The 17448-nt window shown below is 55.4% G+C and carries 14 protein-coding genes; 12 read left to right on the forward strand and 2 right to left on the reverse strand.

Translation table 11 applies throughout. The features are described 5' to 3' along the window. The first annotated feature begins 41 nt into the window (after nucleotides 1-41). From Poly21_RS17335 to Poly21_RS17355, 5 genes are all read left to right on the forward strand, one after another. On the forward strand, nucleotides 42-1229 hold the full coding sequence (locus Poly21_RS17335) for a cysteine desulfurase family protein (RefSeq protein WP_146408787.1): 1188 nt from the start codon (nucleotides 42-44) through the stop codon (nucleotides 1227-1229). An 87-nt stretch (nucleotides 1230-1316) separates the two neighbouring features. Then, on the forward strand, nucleotides 1317-2690 hold the full coding sequence (locus tag Poly21_RS17340) for a beta-ketoacyl-[acyl-carrier-protein] synthase family protein (protein ID WP_146408147.1): 1374 nt from the start codon (nucleotides 1317-1319) through the stop codon (nucleotides 2688-2690). A 319-nt stretch (nucleotides 2691-3009) separates the two neighbouring features. Beyond that, nucleotides 3010-4086 carry a hypothetical protein gene (locus Poly21_RS17345; protein ID WP_146408148.1) on the forward strand — a complete coding sequence of 359 codons (1077 nt, stop codon included), beginning with the start codon at nucleotides 3010-3012 and terminating at the stop codon, nucleotides 4084-4086. 155 nt (nucleotides 4087-4241) lie between these two features. After that, entirely contained in the window at nucleotides 4242-4502 is a 261-nt protein-coding gene (locus Poly21_RS17350; protein ID WP_302119370.1) for a membrane or secreted protein, read from the forward strand. 492 nt (nucleotides 4503-4994) lie between these two features. Further along, nucleotides 4995-8039: a zinc-dependent metalloprotease gene (locus tag Poly21_RS17355; protein ID WP_436967502.1), complete on the forward strand. Its 3045-nt coding sequence runs from the start codon at nucleotides 4995-4997 to the stop codon at nucleotides 8037-8039. Between the two features lie 107 nt (nucleotides 8040-8146). On the opposite strand, the gene Poly21_RS27640 is transcribed toward Poly21_RS17355, so the two are convergent. Continuing rightward, the gene (locus tag Poly21_RS27640; RefSeq protein WP_302119372.1) at nucleotides 8147-8281 is read right to left on the reverse strand and encodes a hypothetical protein; all 135 of its coding nucleotides are present in this window, start codon (nucleotides 8279-8281) and stop codon (nucleotides 8147-8149) included. Between the two features lie 168 nt (nucleotides 8282-8449). Between Poly21_RS27640 and rfbF the strand changes: the two genes are divergently transcribed. From rfbF to Poly21_RS17390, 7 genes are all read left to right on the forward strand, one after another. After that, nucleotides 8450-9271 (forward strand): glucose-1-phosphate cytidylyltransferase, encoded by an 822-nt coding sequence (rfbF, locus tag Poly21_RS17360; RefSeq protein ID WP_146408149.1) that lies wholly within the window; start codon nucleotides 8450-8452, stop codon nucleotides 9269-9271. A 116-nt stretch (nucleotides 9272-9387) separates the two neighbouring features. Continuing rightward, the gene (locus tag Poly21_RS17365; RefSeq protein WP_146408150.1) at nucleotides 9388-10470 is read left to right on the forward strand and encodes a GDP-mannose 4,6-dehydratase; all 1083 of its coding nucleotides are present in this window, start codon (nucleotides 9388-9390) and stop codon (nucleotides 10468-10470) included. After that, nucleotides 10368-11654 carry a class I SAM-dependent methyltransferase gene (locus Poly21_RS17370; RefSeq protein ID WP_146408151.1) on the forward strand — a complete coding sequence of 429 codons (1287 nt, stop codon included), beginning with the start codon at nucleotides 10368-10370 and terminating at the stop codon, nucleotides 11652-11654. Before Poly21_RS17365 ends, Poly21_RS17370 begins: the two co-directional genes overlap by 103 nt. Before the next feature lie 22 nt (nucleotides 11655-11676). Then, entirely contained in the window at nucleotides 11677-12756 is a 1080-nt protein-coding gene (locus Poly21_RS17375; RefSeq protein ID WP_146408152.1) for a TIGR00180 family glycosyltransferase, read from the forward strand. 12 nt (nucleotides 12757-12768) lie between these two features. Continuing rightward, nucleotides 12769-13725 (forward strand): glycosyltransferase family 2 protein, encoded by a 957-nt coding sequence (locus Poly21_RS17380; RefSeq protein WP_146408153.1) that lies wholly within the window; start codon nucleotides 12769-12771, stop codon nucleotides 13723-13725. A 582-nt stretch (nucleotides 13726-14307) separates the two neighbouring features. Further along, nucleotides 14308-15027 carry an acetyltransferase gene (locus Poly21_RS17385; protein WP_302119375.1) on the forward strand — a complete coding sequence of 240 codons (720 nt, stop codon included), beginning with the start codon at nucleotides 14308-14310 and terminating at the stop codon, nucleotides 15025-15027. Between the two features lie 54 nt (nucleotides 15028-15081). Further along, complete coding sequence (locus Poly21_RS17390; protein ID WP_146408155.1) at nucleotides 15082-15810, forward strand: cephalosporin hydroxylase family protein; 729 nt, start codon at nucleotides 15082-15084, stop codon at nucleotides 15808-15810. A gap of 393 nt (nucleotides 15811-16203) precedes the next feature. On the opposite strand, the gene Poly21_RS17395 is transcribed toward Poly21_RS17390, so the two are convergent. Further along, nucleotides 16204-17322, reverse strand: coding sequence for a DegT/DnrJ/EryC1/StrS family aminotransferase (locus Poly21_RS17395; RefSeq protein ID WP_146408156.1), 1119 nt, complete (start codon nucleotides 17320-17322; stop codon nucleotides 16204-16206). Nucleotides 17323-17448: the final 126 nt, after the last annotated feature.

Here is a 17448-nt window from a genome sequence, read left to right on the forward strand (position 1 = left end):
CTCGACTTCACAATTTGCCCCGCACTCTGCGGCCCCACGACATGATTTATTTGGATTACCACGCCACGACACCCTGCGATCCCCGGGTAGTCGAGGCCATGCTGCCGTGGCTGACCGAGCGTTTTGCGAATCCACATAGTGATTCGCACGCCGCAGGCCGCCAGGCCGGTGAAGCGATGGCGCAGGCGATTGATTCAATCGCCGCCACGATCCATGCGCCCGCGAGTTCCTTGTTGGTCACATCCGGCGCGACCGAGAGTATCAATCTGGCGATGCGAGGCGTGTTGACTCATCCACGCAACCGTCGCAACCACATGGTTGTCTGCAGTACAGAGCATCCTGCCGTCCTCGATGTCGCCGCCGATTTACAGCGATCTGGAGTGGACGTGACTCACGTCGGCGTACATCCACAGGGCGACGGTGACAATCCGCTGGCGGGAACCATTGATTTGGATGTGCTCGCCAACGCGATCACGCCGGACACCGCGTTGGTCAACGTGATGCTAGTCAATAACGAAACGGGAGTCATCCAACCCATCGCAGAGGTAGCCCGGATCGCGCATGCCCATGACGCCTTGGTGCATTGTGACATCACCCAGGCCATCGGGAGGATTCCGATAAATGTCTCGGAGCTTGGCATCGATTTAGTCAGCGCCTCGGCGCATAAGTTTTACGGTCCCAAGGGAATCGGCTTTCTCGTCGCCGGGGGCGGCGAACGGCGCGTTCGAGTGCGACCGCAGATCGTGGGTGGTGGGCAACAACAAGGACTTCGCAGCGGGACGATGAACCCCGCTGCGATAATCGCCATGGAAACCGCGATCCGGCTGGCGGCTGCTGCTGCAGAGCCTCAGAGTGAAGAATCGACTCGCATCGCTGGTCTGCGGGACCACTTCTGGCAGATCCTGAATGGCTCGATCGAGGGGTTGAGGTTAAACGGTCCGCCGCTTTCGGAGGGGGTTTGGCGCGTGCCTGGAAATCTGAATTTGCATCTGCGTGAAATTGAAGGGGAAACGTGGATGGCTGCCACGCCCGGCGTCGCTTTTAGCAGCGGATCGGCTTGTAGCAGCGTGAACCCATCGGCCAGCCATGTGCTGCGAGCGATGGGGCTCAGCGAATCTCAGGCCCGCCGCAGCGTACGGTTTGGCATGGGACGATTCACCACCATCCAGGAAATAGAGACCGCTGGGGACGAACTTATTGCCGCCTGGAAGCGATTTCAGTTGTCTTGAGACGATTAGCGACGTTCCTTCGGACGGCGGGATTTGCTATCTTCCCAGCGTTGTGACTTCAGCCTCTTTCGTCCGCGTCGATCGTCCATGCCCGCAACCACCTCCCCAAACGCCCCTGCCGTCGCCCCTGCTGCCGCCGCCACCCCAGCGAGAAAACCGGCTACCAGCGTCGTCATTACTGGATTGGGGGTCATCAGTCCACTCGGCAACACTCCCGATGCGCTGCTCGACGGGCTTCGCAGCGGTCGTTCAGGGATCGCTGAGTTCACGCAGATCCCCACCGGCGCGTATTGTGTCAGCCATGGAGCGGAGGCTCGTCAGTTCACCGGCGATATCCAGGATTATGGGCCGCTCGAAAAATCGATGCAACGAACGATCAAGAAAGGCAGCAAAGTCATGTGCCGGGAGATCGAAATGGGCGTTGCCTCGGCGCAACTGGCACTGCATCATGCCGGTTTCAGTCCCGACCAATTTGACCGTGATCGTACCGGCGTGCTCTTTGGCAGCGATTACATCATGTCGCTGCCCGAGGAATACGCCGAGGGCATTGCCGCCTGTATCGAAGACGGGAAATTTCAGTTCTCCAAGTGGGGCCAACAGGGCCTGCCCGAGGTCAATCCGCTGTGGCTGCTGAAGTACCTGCCCAATATGCCCGCCTCCCACATCGCGATTTACAACGATCTGCGTGGTCCCAATAACTCATTGACGTTGCGGGAGGCATCGAGTTGTGCGGCAATCGCTGAGGCGACTTCCACGATCCTCCGTGGTCATGCCGATGCTCTGGTCGTCGGCGCGACCGGTTCACGTGTCCATCCGCTGCGAACGATGCATGCGTCGACCCAGGAAACATTGGCGGCTGACCGCGATGACCCGACGGAGATGTCACGCCCGTTTGATGCAGCACGCGATGGCAGTGTGCTCGGTGAAGGAGCGGCGTCGATGCTGTTCGAATCACGCGAGCATGCTGAGGCCCGCGGAGCAGCCATCTTCGGCGAAGTGATTGGTTACGGTACCAGTGCGGCGGGTGAGTTCGCTGGCCCACGCCCCATCCAGATCGCCATTGCCAATGCCCTGCGTGCCGCTATCCGGTCCGCCCAGGCGGCTGGTCACGGTGACACCCCAGTCGGCCACGTGCATGCACATGGATTGGCCGATATCGATTTCGATCGGGACGAGGCCGCGGCGATTGTGGACGTATTCGGCGACGTCGAGTCTCAGCCGCCTGTCACGACGGCCAAGGGCCACTTTGGCAATCTCGGCGCAGGGGGTGGCATGGTGGAAATTATCGGTAGCTTGATGTGCCTGGGCAGCAATTTGTTCGCGATTCGTAACCTCGATTCACTTGCCGCCGATTGTCCAATCCGCGCCGTCACCGACGCCAGCGTTGCTGCCGGCGATAGTTTCATTAGCGTGAACGTCACGCCTCAAGGCCAAGCTGCCGCCGTATGGATCCGTCGCTGAGTTGACGGACCTCGCCAGTATCCGTTCCAGCCCTGTCGTTAATGTCTCTGTGAGAGTGCGTTGCCGAGGAGGCCTGCTTTCTCGACTTGCACCCCACCGGCGTTTCTTGATAACGCTAAAGACGGAAGAGCCGCCGGGTTGCGATCCTCGTTGTACCCGCGGTTTCACGAGAAAGTTTCATGTTCGCCGAGTCCCACCGACAGGACTGGCGAGCGAAAATCTGCCTTGACTTTATGCCGTGTCGCGAAAAGGTTGCAGCACACGGAACTCATCAATGTGGTGAGCGGCAGAGGATGGAACTGCTAAGCAGGAGCAAACCATGCGACGGAAAAAGAACCCCAGAGCAAAAACCAAATCAAATTCAATCGGACTGTTTCAAGTCCTGTTGTTCACGACGTTTTTCTACGTTGTCAATGGCGTCACATCGAGTCCATTGGAATCGCAATCGGTATTGGCTCAAACGACAGGCCTGCCATTTCAAGAAATTGGCAGCCCCAGCGCGGTCGATCGATACTCCGAGCGGGGGCGGTACACTGCCACTGGATACCGCGCAGGAGCGGATGACGTTGATTTTCAGCGGCGGCCAGCGACGCCTGCGCCTGTCCGTCAGGTATCGATGCAGTCCGGCGGGTTCAGTGCGCCTCCCCAGGGCGCTGCCGCTTCACCGCAGTTGAATCAAGTGCCGACGCAATTTGCGCCGCCGCCATTGGACACCCCGCCTCAACTTTCTTCGCAGGGAATCGCTCTGCCTCCTGGTACGGTCCCGGCATCACCGCAGACGCTGTCACCGCCGCCGAGCGATTCCTCGCCACTGTCACCCCCAAGCCTCAGTTTCAGCGAGAGCACTCCGCCTCCCGCTTCGAGTCTGCCACCCCGGTCGCTGCCCAATCCAACACGTGATTTTACATCCGGCGAGCCGTCCTATGCGGCTCCACCGATCGCGGACTACGCGCCCGTGCCGCCCCCGCAACTGTCCAACGGCGGCTATGCCACGATGGCGGACTGTCGCTTGATCACACCCCCAAGTTCCTACACGGCCATGAGTCCGTACGGTGGGACGTGTGGCAGTGTGGCACCGACCAACTACGCCAGCCCCTACACTCCGCCGCCTGCCCAAATCGCTGCTCCCGCTGCGATGCCGCCCATGACGGTTTCCCCGCCTGTGACGGTGTCCCCGCCTTCGACGGTGTCTTCAACGGTTACCATACCACCACCGATGACTGTGCCACCGTCGGCAACCGTCGTCAGCCCTCCAGCTGCCGCGCCCGTGGGTAGTCTGGTCACGTTCGGCCAAGAAACACTACCCGTACAGGTTGGGCAAGGTCTGTGGGGGCAACCGGTCGCCTACGTGCCCGGCCAGCGATGTCGCAACTGGCTGAGATATCTATCGTTCTAAGTAAAGCGTGCGATTCAACCCGAAATGCCGCGCTGATCCGAACCACTTTTGAGTTCAACACGACAGACACAGCATTTGCTGTGACGGTGCGCCCGCGGTATTTCCGAAATGATGAACTGTCTCCCACCTCCCCAACTTCACGGATAGAAGATCCCATGCGCACCACGTTTTCCCTGGGGATCGTTTCGTGCCTCCTGTTCTCGCTGGTCCTCACCGGATGCCGTAGTGGATCCTGTCTGCCGCCAGCGGGATCCCTTAACCAGCAGCGAGCCGACGCAATCGTCCACGACCCGTTCCCGCTAGCAGATATCGGGCCCGATGACGACAGCGCCCGTCCATTAAGCTATCAAAAGTCTCTACCTGAGCCGGTCCGCGACCGCATCGTCGCGGATTCGATGCCGTGGCTAGGGCGATAACAACTGCTGGTTTGTCATCGGTTGAGATTAATCGATATCTTGAGAACCCGCCGCTGAAATCTGCTCGCCAGGCAACTGCCTGCGCGAACTGACGCCCCCGAAGTGATGGCTGGGGGATCGATTGGCGGTAGGGAAGTGGGCTGGGCTTCGCACCCCCCGTGCTTCAGCCGCCGTCCCGCGTGTAGCGTAGGGACGCCGACGGCCTCAGCGTTCGCTGAAACGGTCGTGCCAGCTGCACCGGTCGTGTCGGCGAACATCGTTCGTGCGTTATAGCGGCGCTCTGGAATCGACGCGATTCCGGGAGTGTGAACGAATTTACAGTCGCTCGAGAGCTGTTAATCTGTTTGCATTGGAGCGGTAATATCGGCTAAAACAAGTCAAATCGGCACCACATTGCGACCCAAATTACCAGGTCGTGACGTAGACTAGCGTATTGTCGCTCCTTCCTCTGCCGTTTCTGGCTCCCACCTCGGACCGATTGGAAATATTGGTATGACCCGAATTCGCCGGCGATTTACTCGTCTGTTCACCGCTCCCACCTTGGCCCTGATGACGGCAGTGCCTGTCATGGGGGTGCCGCTCGTTTTCTCTTCGACGGTAGCTGCCGCTGATTTGCCCGCATTTTCGAAGGTTTCTGAGGGGTTCGAGAAGGTCGAAGTGTCCGATCAACAGTCCGATAAGGGGCTGTTCACGATTTGGAAACGCGATAAAGACTCTGCCGTCATTGGGGAATTACCCAAAAATTTCAAGGGGAAGAGCTATTTCGTCGCCCTCACGCTTAGCAGTGGCGACCGCTACGCCGGGCTACAGTCGGGCGACTGGGTGGTGCAGTGGCGACAGTACGACGACCGCATCGCGCTGATTGTGCCCAATCTCAATATTCGTGCTACCGGCGATGCAGAATCCAAGGCGTCGGTGAAGCGGCTGTTCACGGACACCGTCCTGTTAGACGTGCCGATTCTCGCCACTGGGCCTAGCGGGGGGCCCGTGATTGACATGGACAGTTTGTTGATCGGCAATGCTACCAAATTTTTTGGCGGAGCGGTCCGGGTTTCGAACTCGCGACTTTACTCGATCGAATCCTGCAAGGTTTTTCCTGAAAACGTCGAACTCGCTTTCGAGGTCGTCGGCAATGGTGGTTTGTTGCAGACGCTGCATTACTCGTTCAGCGAAGTGCCCAACAGCTCGTCAGGATTCAAGTCGCGTAAGGCTGACGAGCGAGTTGGCTTCTTCACGACCTCGTTTTCGGACCTGAGCGTCTATGAGGATGAAGAGACTCGGGTGCGATATATCAACCGTTGGAACCTGGAAAAACGCGATCCGAAACTCAAGCTCAGCCCCCCCAAGGAACCGATTCGGTTCTACGTCGAATACACCACACCGGTCCGATATCGTCGCTGGATCAAGGCGGGGATTGACTATTGGAATAAAGCGTTCGAGAAGGTGGGAATCGTGGACGCGATCGTGGTGGAGTACCAGGATGCGGTCAGCAAGATTCACATGGAAAAGGACCCCGAAGACGTCCGCTACAACTTCGTTCGTTGGCTCAACAACGACGTTGGCACCGCCATCGGCCCTAGTCGGGTGCATCCCGAGACTGGGCAGATTCTTGATGCGGACATCATTCTTACCGATGGTTGGATTCGGCACTTTAATTTCAATTATGCCGATCTGATGCCCAACTTGGCGATGGAGGGCGTCAGCGCTGAAACGCTGGCGTGGCTCGGAACGCGGCCCAGCTGGGATCCACGGGTCCGCATGGGGGCTCCTGAAGACGTGCACTCGCTGCGGGCGAAGTATGCCCGTCAAGCCGCTGGTCCGATGGCAGGTTACAAAATGGCACAGGCCGATCCAGCGATGCTTGGCGATCAGGAGTACGATGGCCTGATCGGTCACGTCAGCCAGAAAAATGGGATGTGCATGGCCGCAACCGGTCGTAGCATGGATCTCGCGCTCGCCCGCATGGACTGGGCGTTGTCACTGCATGCCGATACCGAAGCGGAACAAGAAAAGAAGAAGGAAGAGGAGCAGAAGAAGCAGGAAGAGGAAGAAGCCGCCAAGAACGCAAAGGCTGACGATGGCGACGATGCTACCGACTCCGCCAAGTCCGATGACAAAGATGACACTGAGTCCGATGAGGATAAGGACGGCGAGAAATCACTCGATAAGAAATCTGTCGAAGAGACCGTCAAGAAAGACGAAGATGAAATGCTCGACGGTATGCCAGAATGGTTCGTCGGTCCGTTGCTGGCCGATCTTGTTGCTCACGAAGTGGGCCATACGCTCGGCCTGCGGCACAACTTCAAAGCCTCTGCCTTGCGAACGTTGGAGGAAATCAATAGCCAAGAGGTCAAAGGCAATTTGCCGTTTGCCTCTTCGGTAATGGATTACAACCCTATCAACTACCGATACGATGTGGGAGATGTCCAAGGCGACTACACCATGATCGACATTGGTCCTTACGACTATTGGGCGATCGAGTATGGCTACACGATGAAGGAGTCGGACCTAGAGAAGATTCTCAAACGCTGCTCCGAGCCCGAACTGCAGTACGCAACGGACGAGGACACCAGCGGCCCTGACCCCTACGCTCGCCGTTATGACTTTGCCAAAGATCCACTGGCTCATGCCGATGAGCAGATGAAGCTCGTCAAATTGTATCGCGGTCGATTGCTCGATAAGTTCGTCAAAGATGGCGATAGTTGGGCCAAAGCTCGTCGAGGCTACGAACTAACGCTCGGACTGCAGATGCGTGCGGTCAGCATGATGGCCAATTGGGTCGGTGGCGCGTTCGTCAATCGTGACAAAAAGGGTGACCCGGGCAACCGAGTTCCCGTGGAAGTGGTTCCCGCCAAGGATCAGCGTGACGCGCTCAAGTTCGTGATCGAAACGACCTTCCGCGACGAGGCGTACGGTCTCACTCCCGAGATCCTCGAACGTCTTGGCGTGGATAAATGGATCGATGGAGGACGCAGCTCCGGAATGTCTGCGGAAGCCACCTGGCCGATCCATGATCGCGTGCTCGACATGCAGGCATCGGCTCTGACGCTATTGATGAATCCCACGACGCTACGCCGAGTCTATGATAACGAGATGCGTTTGCGATCGGAAACCGACGCGTTGACGTTGCCGGAATTACTCAGCAGTATCACTTCATCGGTGTGGACGGAGCTCGAACAACCCTGCCCAGAAGGTCGCAATGACCGTAACCCAATGATCACGTCATTGCGGCGCAACTTGCAACGCGAGCACCTGCAGCGGCTGGTTGACCTCATCCTGGAGGACGCCCCCAGCACAGCGGCCTACAGCCCGATCACGAATCTTGCCCGCATGGAACTGCGTGCTCTGGCGGCGTCGATGGAATCGACGATGAAGAAATGTGAAGGCAAGATGGACGCCTACACGCTCGCCCACCTGACCGAGAGCAAGGAGCGGATTACTCGGGCTCTTGAAGCTGGTTACACTTATGGTGGCAAACAGCAGGGAGCAGGAATGTTGATGCTCCTCATGGGGCGAGAAGCTGAAACGGGTAACTGATCCAGATTTTCCCCGATCAGGCTTGGCCGAGAGTGCTCAGGCATTTCGGCCCGATTCTGAACGTGCCTCTGTCGGTGGTATTATCCACCGCCGGAGGTGGAATCGATTCACAAACTCGTACCGACCGATCGCACGCACCGCTGGTTAAACAGCGGTGCTTTTTTGTTACTGCGTCCTGCGACGATTGACATTTGGTTGAGCACTTCCGTGCGTGAATCGCGGACCCCAGCGTAGCGAGTCATTCGTTGTTCTTGCTCATAAGTGGAGGGGACATGCCCAATCACTTCTGTAAACGCCCGCTCCGGCGGGTGCAAATATTCGTCTTGCCCCCCATCGTGGATTTCGCTAGTTTCCCTCCACCAACTGCACCGAAGCCGTTGGTTTTGCCACTTTCGACAGGGATGGATTCCATGCAAGTTGTACTCCTTGCAGGCGGACTTGGGACTCGACTCCAAGAAGAGACGACAGCGCGCCCTAAACCCATGGTTGAAATCGGCGGTCGGCCGATCCTCTGGCATATCATGAAAAGCTTTGCCCGCTATGGGCATGATGACTTTATCGTCGCATGTGGCTACATGGGCGACTTTATCAAGAAGTACTTTCTCGATCAGTACAACCTCAGTGGTGATTTGAAGATTGACTTCGGTCGCGACATGATGCAGCGATCAGAAGCTGATGTGGAGTCGTGGTCTGTGAATTTGGTGGATACCGGGTTGCATACCATGACGGGGGGGCGGTTGCTGCGTTTGCAGGACAAGCTTCGCCGCGAGACCTTCATGCTGACCTACGGCGACGGGGTGAGTGATGTGAATATCAATGAATTGCTAGCATTTCATCGCCAGCAAGGCCGACTCGCGACAGTGACCGCTGTACGGCCTCCTGCCCGCTTCGGCGGCCTGATCATGAATGGCGATATCGTGGAGCATTTCACCGAGAAACCCGTTGCCGGCGAGGGCTGGATCAATGGCGGATTTCTGGTGTTTGAGCCTGAAATTTTCGACTACTTGAAAAGCGACCAATGCAGCCTCGAGGCGAATGGTCTCGAACAGGTTGCCGCTGCCGGACAACTCGCTGCGTTCCGACACGACGGCTTTTGGCAATGCATGGACACCCTACGCGACAAGCATTATCTACAACGACTATGGGACTCCGGTGAAGCTCCCTGGATCAATGCAGCCGAAGAACATCACTCGCGTTTGCGAGTGATGCCGGTTCGTCGATCGGCCGCCTAACAGGTATCGGCGATATTTTCGATTGTTTCGCATCATCTTCCCACCATTCCTCTCGTTGCCACTGGGGCTCTCGAAACCAGTGTCCGCGACACTCCTCCACTAACGAACTCTCCGCAATGGACTGCAAACTCGAAGACACTAATTCGTTTGATTCCAATTTCTGGCAGGATCGTCGTGTGCTCGTCACCGGGGGCACGGGGTTGGTGGGTGGATGGCTGATCAAACGCCTGCTCGCGGCGCAGGCCGATGTCGTCTGCTTGATCCGCGACTGGACGCCACAAGCGGAGATCGTTCAAAACGGATCGCTTGATCAAGTGACAGTCGTTCGCGGAGATATCTGCGATCAACAGTGCCTCGAGCGAGTTTTGGGTGAGCACGAAATCGAAACCGTCATGCATTTGGCGGCACAAACGATCGTTGGTATCGCGAATCGTAACCCGGTCTCCACCTTCGAAGCTAACATTGGTGGCACGTGGAAACTGCTCGAAGCCTGTCGGCGATCGCCGTTAGTGAAGCAGATCGTGATGGCCTCGTCGGATAAAGCCTACGGGGACGCCAAGGTTCTACCTTACACCGAAGAAACGCCATTGGCGGGGATGCATCCCTACGACGTCAGCAAGTCTTGTGGCGATCTGATCGCTCAAACTTACGCGAATACCTATGGCAGTTCGGTCTGCATCACCCGATGTGGCAACTTCTACGGCGGTGGTGACTTGAATTGGAATCGAATCATCCCTGGCACGATTCGGAGTGCCCTGCGGGGTGAAGCCCCAGTCATTCGTTCAGATGGTTCGTTCGTACGGGACTATTTCTATGTCGAGGATGGCGCGGCCGCATACATGCATTTGGCCGAGCAGATGGCCATGCATCCCGAGCTCGCAGGTGAAGCATTCAATCTCTCGACTGAGATCCAAGTATCCGTACTTGATGTCGTGCAGAAGGTGCTCGACGGACTCGATAGTGATTTGCAACCCGTTGTGTTGGGGCAGGCCTCCCATGAGATCAAGCATCAATATCTCGACGCTGCCAAAGCACGCGACGTGCTGAACTGGCGACCGCTATTTACTTTTGAACAAGGTTTACAGAGAACGATCCAATGGTACTCCAACTTTTTCAACCAGAGCACAGCGACGCCAATAGCAGCGACACCGAAAGCACCACCGCAACCTGCTGCCGCAGTTGTGGGCAAGGTCGCCTGAAACCCGTTCTTTCACTCGGAAGTACACCACTCGCCAACGCCTTGCTCGCGGAGGCAGACCTGTCGAAACCAGAGAAAAAGTGGCCCCTTGATCTGGTTCGCTGCGAGGATTGCTCGTTGGTTCAAATTACCGAGACGGTGCCTCCGGAGAGTCTATTCAGTGACTATGCCTATTTTTCGTCGTTCTCGGACACGATGGTCGCTCACGCTAAAACCGTCGCTATGCGGTTGATCGAGGAACGCGAGCTGGACCAGAACAGCCTGGCAATTGAGGTGGCTAGTAACGACGGATACCTCTTGCAGTGGTACCATCAAGCTGGCATTCCAGTGCTCGGAATTGAACCTGCCAAGAACATTGCAGAGGTCGCTATTCGGGATCGCGGCGTCGACACGATATCGGAGTTTTTTGGAAGCGAAATTGCCACCCGCCTGGCCGGTGAAGGTAAACAGGCAGATGTGATTCACGCCAATAATGTGCTCGCGCACGTGGCGGATCTCAATGGTGTCGTCGCTGGGTTCGCAACCCTGCTCAAAGAACATGGACGCGTTATTGTCGAAGCTCCCTACCTGGGGGCTCTCATTGATCACGCTGAATTCGACACCATCTACCATGAGCATCTCTGCTATTTCTCGCTGACCGCACTCACACAACTCTTCGCCAAACACGGTTTGGAGATTGTGAATGTTGAGCAACTCGCGATCCATGGCGGCTCGCTGCGTATCTTCGCCGCACACGCTGGCACAGCCAAGGTCGAAACTGCTGTCAATGACCTGCTGGCGGAAGAGGCCGGCTGGGTATTTGATGAGTCCCACCACGTGCAATTCGCTCGACGTGTTGAAACCCTCCGGAAATCGTTGGTCGAGTGTCTGTCAACGCTCAAGAATGAGGGCAAACGCATCGTGGTGTACGGTGCTTCAGCAAAGGGCAGCACACTCCTGAACTACTTCGGCATCGGTCGCGATTTGATCGACTACGTGGTCGATCGGAGCACCGTCAAGCAGGGCCGCTACACGCCAGGCACGCATCTGGCAATCCACGCTCCCGAGCGATTGGTGGTCGACCAACCTGACTACTGCCTATTGCTGACATGGAACTTTTCAGAAGAAATCATGAAGCAACAGCAGCTCTATCGTGAACGTGGCGGAAAATTCATCATCCCCATTCCAGAAGTCCATGTTGCCTGATGGCCTCGCCTGAGTAACGATTATGACAGATGACTTGACGCTCATTGTGCCGACTCACAATCGGTCTCGCTTCTTGCGACGGCTGTTGCACTTTCTTGAGGAAAGAAGGTTCGACGCCGATATGCTCATCGTTGATTCCAGCGATCCAGCCGATGCAGCGATCAATACGACGTTGATCCACTCATATAGTTCGCGACTGAACATTCAATATCAACATCGTGATTGCGGGTTTGCCCAGAAGTGTGGCGATGCTGTGGCGAGTGTATCGACCCCATTCGCTGTATTCTGTGCAGATGATGATTTTTTGATGCCCGAATCGGTACGAAGCTGCGTTGATTACCTACAGCTCAATCAGGACTATAGCTGTGCCTCAGGCATTTGGGTTCAAGTCGAAGCGCACCGCAATAATCGTTGCTCCCAAATACGTTGTGACCAAATCAAGGAGAGTTCGGCGACACGCCGCTTTCAACGGCTTGCAGGTAATTGGTTTTCGAACTTCTACTCTGTCTATCGTATAGAGCCATTGAGGCGCGCATGGCAGGTGGCCGGAGGTGCGAGTGAGTATGAAGACGCGCGTATCTTCTTGGAGCTGATGTTATGCCATCTCGGAGCGATCTACGGTAAGACCGCGGTTCTGCCCGAAACCCACTATCTGTTTGAACTCCATGGTCAGAACGAAAGTTCACAGCTCCCTCTGATCGCCAATGGCGATCGTGCAAATGAACTCTATGACCGATTTGAGAACGCATTGGCACGGGAACTCGCTGCAATCGATGGCGTGCCGATTGAGCATGCAGCCCACACCGTCCGAAGCTGCTATGCCCACTGGCGCACTGGCGCGGCAATGCGACGCGACTATCGGCCGACCGGAATCGCCAAATACAGGCGTAAGCTTCAGCAAAGCATTGCGAAGATTCGGGATGGTATTTCCAATCATCCCACCAAGGTGTGGACGAAACGGCGACTACGGGAAAACCACCGTTATTTCCAAACCGAAGCGTGGCGATCAGCAATCGATCTCACCGCACGGTTTCCCGACGGCATGAGTGCCGAGCAACTGGCCGCAGAGTCGCCCGCATCATCGCTGAAGGCTGTCGCGTAATCGCATTCAATCATGTCAGAACCGTTATTCTCAATTGTAATTACCAACTTCAACAAGGCAGGCTTGATTGAGGCCTGCCTGCGTTCGGCGGTTGAGCAGACGATCGCCCGCGAACGATTCGAGGTTGTTGTGGTCGATGACATGTCAACGGATCACTCGCTGAGCATTTTATCTCAGTTTAAGCCCGGTATTTCCGTAGTCGAGAATCAACGCAACTCAGGAGCACTTATCTCAACGCTCTCAGGAGTGGAAGCTGCCCGGGGCTCGTACATCGTCACGCTCGATGGTGATGATATACTCGCTAACAATTTGTTAGAGGTTTTGCAGGATTCGAATCTGCTACGTTCGGATCGCTTTTTACGCGGCGGCATCCATCAATGCGATCAGCAAGATGGGGCGGGGGCGGCTATCGAAGAGCTTGGTTTGCCAGTTCGATTCAAACCGGCCTGGAAGCTCGCCTTGGAAGCCAAGACAGGGGGCAGTTCCCTAGTCTTTCCACGCCAGGCCCTGCTCGACCTGCACGGGCGTTTTCCTCCCATTGCCGTCCAAGATCATGCGATACCTGAGATGCTGTCGTTGGTCCTCACGGATTACCTCCGGTTAGATTGCTACACGCACTTTGCCAATACCGGCTGCGCGGTGGAACATCTCTCAGGAAACTCCGCACAGCTTCACCATGACCGACTGCTCTGTGGATTGGCAATTCTGCAGAACGCCATGGAGCTCAGGCCGTTGCCCTATCTCATCTCGAGACTTCGCCGGCGACTGTTCGGTCGCTGTCTGAGGTACGTTTGGAAGTATCAGTTGTGGGGCTCTGCGACCACGTGTCGCTTGCTAATCGGCTCACCTTCTCTCGATCAACTCCAATCAGTGTGCCATCAGATCGCCAGTGAAATGCGATTGCGTCATCCAACCATCCGCTACTACGGGGGCGAGCCGATGCCGTCGGCAGCGCGAAGAGTCGCGTAAAATAAACGACGGCGATTTGATCGTCCGAAAATGACTTTGAGCACTTTTTCATTTGTCTATGTTATTGTGTGACTGACAACAGAGGCTGATTGAGGTTAAGCAGGTCGGGGGAAATGTTTCGGTATAACTCACGTAGGCGAGTCTCTCCGAGACTCGCAACTCTCAGCGTCTCGGAGAGACGCTGCTACGTGGTTTCACCGAATTACTTGTGCGTACCTGCTTAGATGGCGAATGGCAACCCAGCGATACTAAGATGACCGATGCTTCGTTTTAGTAGATTGATTTCGAAATCAGTCGTAGACATGCGACCTACAGTAACACCGTTGTGCGGAAATTTGACTAAAGGATTTCGTGACTGACATGCTATCTCTATTCCGTACCAGATCGCACGTGGTATCCAGGCGCGCCAAGTTGACTAAGAGATCTTTGTAATATGATTAAGTTTTGCCAGCCTAGTCTAGCTAAGAGGTCCTGGTGTGTTGACACCGAGCTGTTCACTGAGTGGCCTCGCGCGGTTTGTGTCGTGCCACCAATTGGACAAAATCTGCCGCGGATTCATGCTGCCTCGATCCAGGAAGCCGCGTGACAATTCAGCATTCAGACCAGTACGCTGCCAATGCCGTTGGTGACAGTCTTTGTCCAGCAATTATTTGGGGCGCTCGCGGACATGCAAAAGTCCTGCACGAATTCTTGGGACAGATAGGCTTTCGCGTAGAATCATTTTTTGACAACGACGACATCAGCCCATCGCCGGTGCCAAATATCCCAGTTCATCGCGGGATTGAAGGATTTGGGCGATGGTCAGAACAGAACCCAAGCCGAAAGCAACTGGCTGGGTTTATCGCGATTGGGGGTCCGCATGGTCGAGCCCGATTGGAGATTTTGGATTTACTGCAACAGCGAGGTGTTTGCTTTCCACCGGCAATTCATCCACGAGCGTTTTCTGCCAGCAACAGCCGGTTAGGATTTGGATGCCAGATTCTCGCGATGGCTGCAGTTTGTGCAGACGTTCAGATGGGAAACGCTTGCATTATCAATACGGGGGCAAGTGTCGACCATGAATGCGAGCTTGGAAATGGCGTGCATGTCGGCCCTCACGGTACAATCGCTGGTTGCGTAAAAATTGATGACTGTGCCTTTATAGGTGCCGGTGCTGTCATTCTGCCGCGACTTCATGTCGGGCAGGATTCAATCGTCGGCGCTGGTTCGGTTGTGACTAAGAATGTACCCAGCGGCGTGGTAGTCTGCGGTAATCCCGCCAAGGTAATAAACACGGTAGCGACCAAACGGGATAAAACCTAGGATCCACCGTAATCGTCAATTCACATATTATTCCATAACAAAATCACTGTAAGCATGAATAATTACGATCCCAAAGACCGTGCCAATATCGACGCAATGGCCAGCGATGCTGAGCTTACAACGCTAAAACGCAAAGTGTTTGATAAGGCTTGCCAGCATCGATACTCATATAACTTTCAATGGCTCGGACGTCCGATCATTCAGTTTCCTGAAGATATCGTGGCGATTCAAGAGATTATCTGGGACACGAAGCCCGAGCTGATTGTTGAAACAGGAATCGCCCACGGTGGTTCGTTGGTTCTGTCGGCGTCGTTGCTGCAGTTAATTGGTAATGAGGGAAAGGTGTTGGGGATCGACATCGACATCCGCCCCCATAATCGCGAGGCGATCGAGTCACATCCTCTCGCTCATCGCATTGAAATGATCGAGGGGTCGTCTATTGATCCATCCGTTGTCGAACAAGTCAAGCAATTCGCCCAAGGCAAGGCTCCGGTCATGGTGATCCTTGATTCAAATCACACTCACGAACATGTCCTAAGTGAACTACGCTATTATGCACCACTGGTACCGAAGGGAAGCTGGCTGCTGGTTTTTGATACAGTCGTCGAACATATGGATGAAGATGCGTTTCCTGACAGGCCTTGGGGTGTCGGAAATAACCCCATGACCGCCGTTGAAGAGTTCCTCGCTGAATCCGATCGGTTTGAATTGGATTCCGAGATTAACAACAAACTCCTGCTAAGCGTCGCCCCCGGTGGTTGGTTGCGATGCATTAAAGACTAGTGTAAAGATCGATTGCTGGGAATTTGCTCAGGCAACGAATTGTTGTCACGGACCTGTCAATTTACACTAGCGTTCGGGAAGGCGAACGCCCAGACAAGCCTGAGTCTGCATCCTCAGCAGTCGCGATTTGCCGTGGCAGTAATCCTGGCGGAGAACAATGTCGCCAGCAGACTTGATATGCCTGCGGGTTTACCACCGGCAACAAGAGAGTTACGCGTTCGAGGCGTCTCGGCCGCCCTGAGACACGTGAGCTTACCGGGTGTGCAATGAGGGTTGGGATCGCTCGTTTAGATAGGGTAGACGCTCACCGTGGGTTCGGCGATCAGCCACTGTCAAGCATCATGCAGCTTCAGTCGCCACGAAGTGGGAGCTCCTCGGTTGCATCGAGAGACCTCAAGCGTGACTCGGTTCGATCTGAACTTGCTCCAGCACTTGACACACGCGGTCCAGTTCCTCTTCGGTCATGTCATGGTAGCTCGGTAAGTTCATAGCCCGATTCGGAATATCCCATGCGTGTGCATTCTCTGGGCAAGACTGGAACATTGGCAAGCTCGACAATGGATGAAAGAACGGACGGGCGTCAATGTCTGCATTGGAGAATGCCGCTTCGAGACAGTCTTTGTCGATCCCACATCCTTTTTCAAACACGACCGTCGGCATCCACGCTCCGATCACGACGTCGTTTGGCTCAAAATTGAGATGCACACCAGTTCGGCCACCAAGACGCTGTCGATAGAATGCCAAAATCTCCCGTTTACGATGAATTAGATCTTCGACTCGCTCGATCTGGGCACATCCGATTGCAGCTTGGACATTGGACATTTTGTATTTATAGCCAACCACGTCTGGCCAAAACATTTTTGTCTGTGATCTAGAACGACCGTGGTTGCTCAGTGTTAGAACGCGCTCGTAGAGAGCATCATCATTGGTGACGAAGATACCACCTTCGCCTGTTGTTATTGTCTTTGTCCCGTGAAAGGAAAATGTGCCGAATCTCCCCATGGAACCTGCACGACGTCCGTGGTACACCGAACCGATCGCCTCAGCAGAGTCCTCGATCACCGGCAGATCGTATCGATGTCCAATATCCAGTAGGGCTTCCATTTCACATAGATTGCCGTAAAGGTGGACAGCAATAATCGCCTTGGTCTTTGGCGTGATTGCCTCCTCGACCCGGGATGGGTCAATGCACCACGTCGTTGGAAGAATATCAACAAAAACAGGTGTTGCGCCGAGATGAGTGACGGGTGCCACCGTTGCAATCCAGTTGCTGTCAGCCAAGATGACTTCGTCACCTGGACCAATGCCGAGAGCGGCCAGTCCTAAGTGAATCGCGCCGGTACAGCTCGAGGTCGCGATTGCGTGTTTGACATCGAGATGCTTGCAAAACTGATGCTCAAACTTCTCGATGTACTCGTAGCACCGCGTTCCCCATCCGTGTGTGGTCGCGTCGGTAGCGTACTCAATTTCGAGTGAAGTGATCGAGGGTTTGGTGTAATGAATGCGATTCATGCAGATCGTCTCAACTTGCGAATGCTGTTATTGGAGCTCCCGAAGTCGCAGCAGTTGCTCAGCATGCATCGATAGCAAATCCGCACCAGTGAAGCAATGTTACCTGAAGTTTTCTCGTCGCGCCGG

Source organism: Allorhodopirellula heiligendammensis (assembly GCF_007860105.1).
Classification (GTDB): domain Bacteria; phylum Planctomycetota; class Planctomycetia; order Pirellulales; family Pirellulaceae; genus Rhodopirellula; species Rhodopirellula heiligendammensis.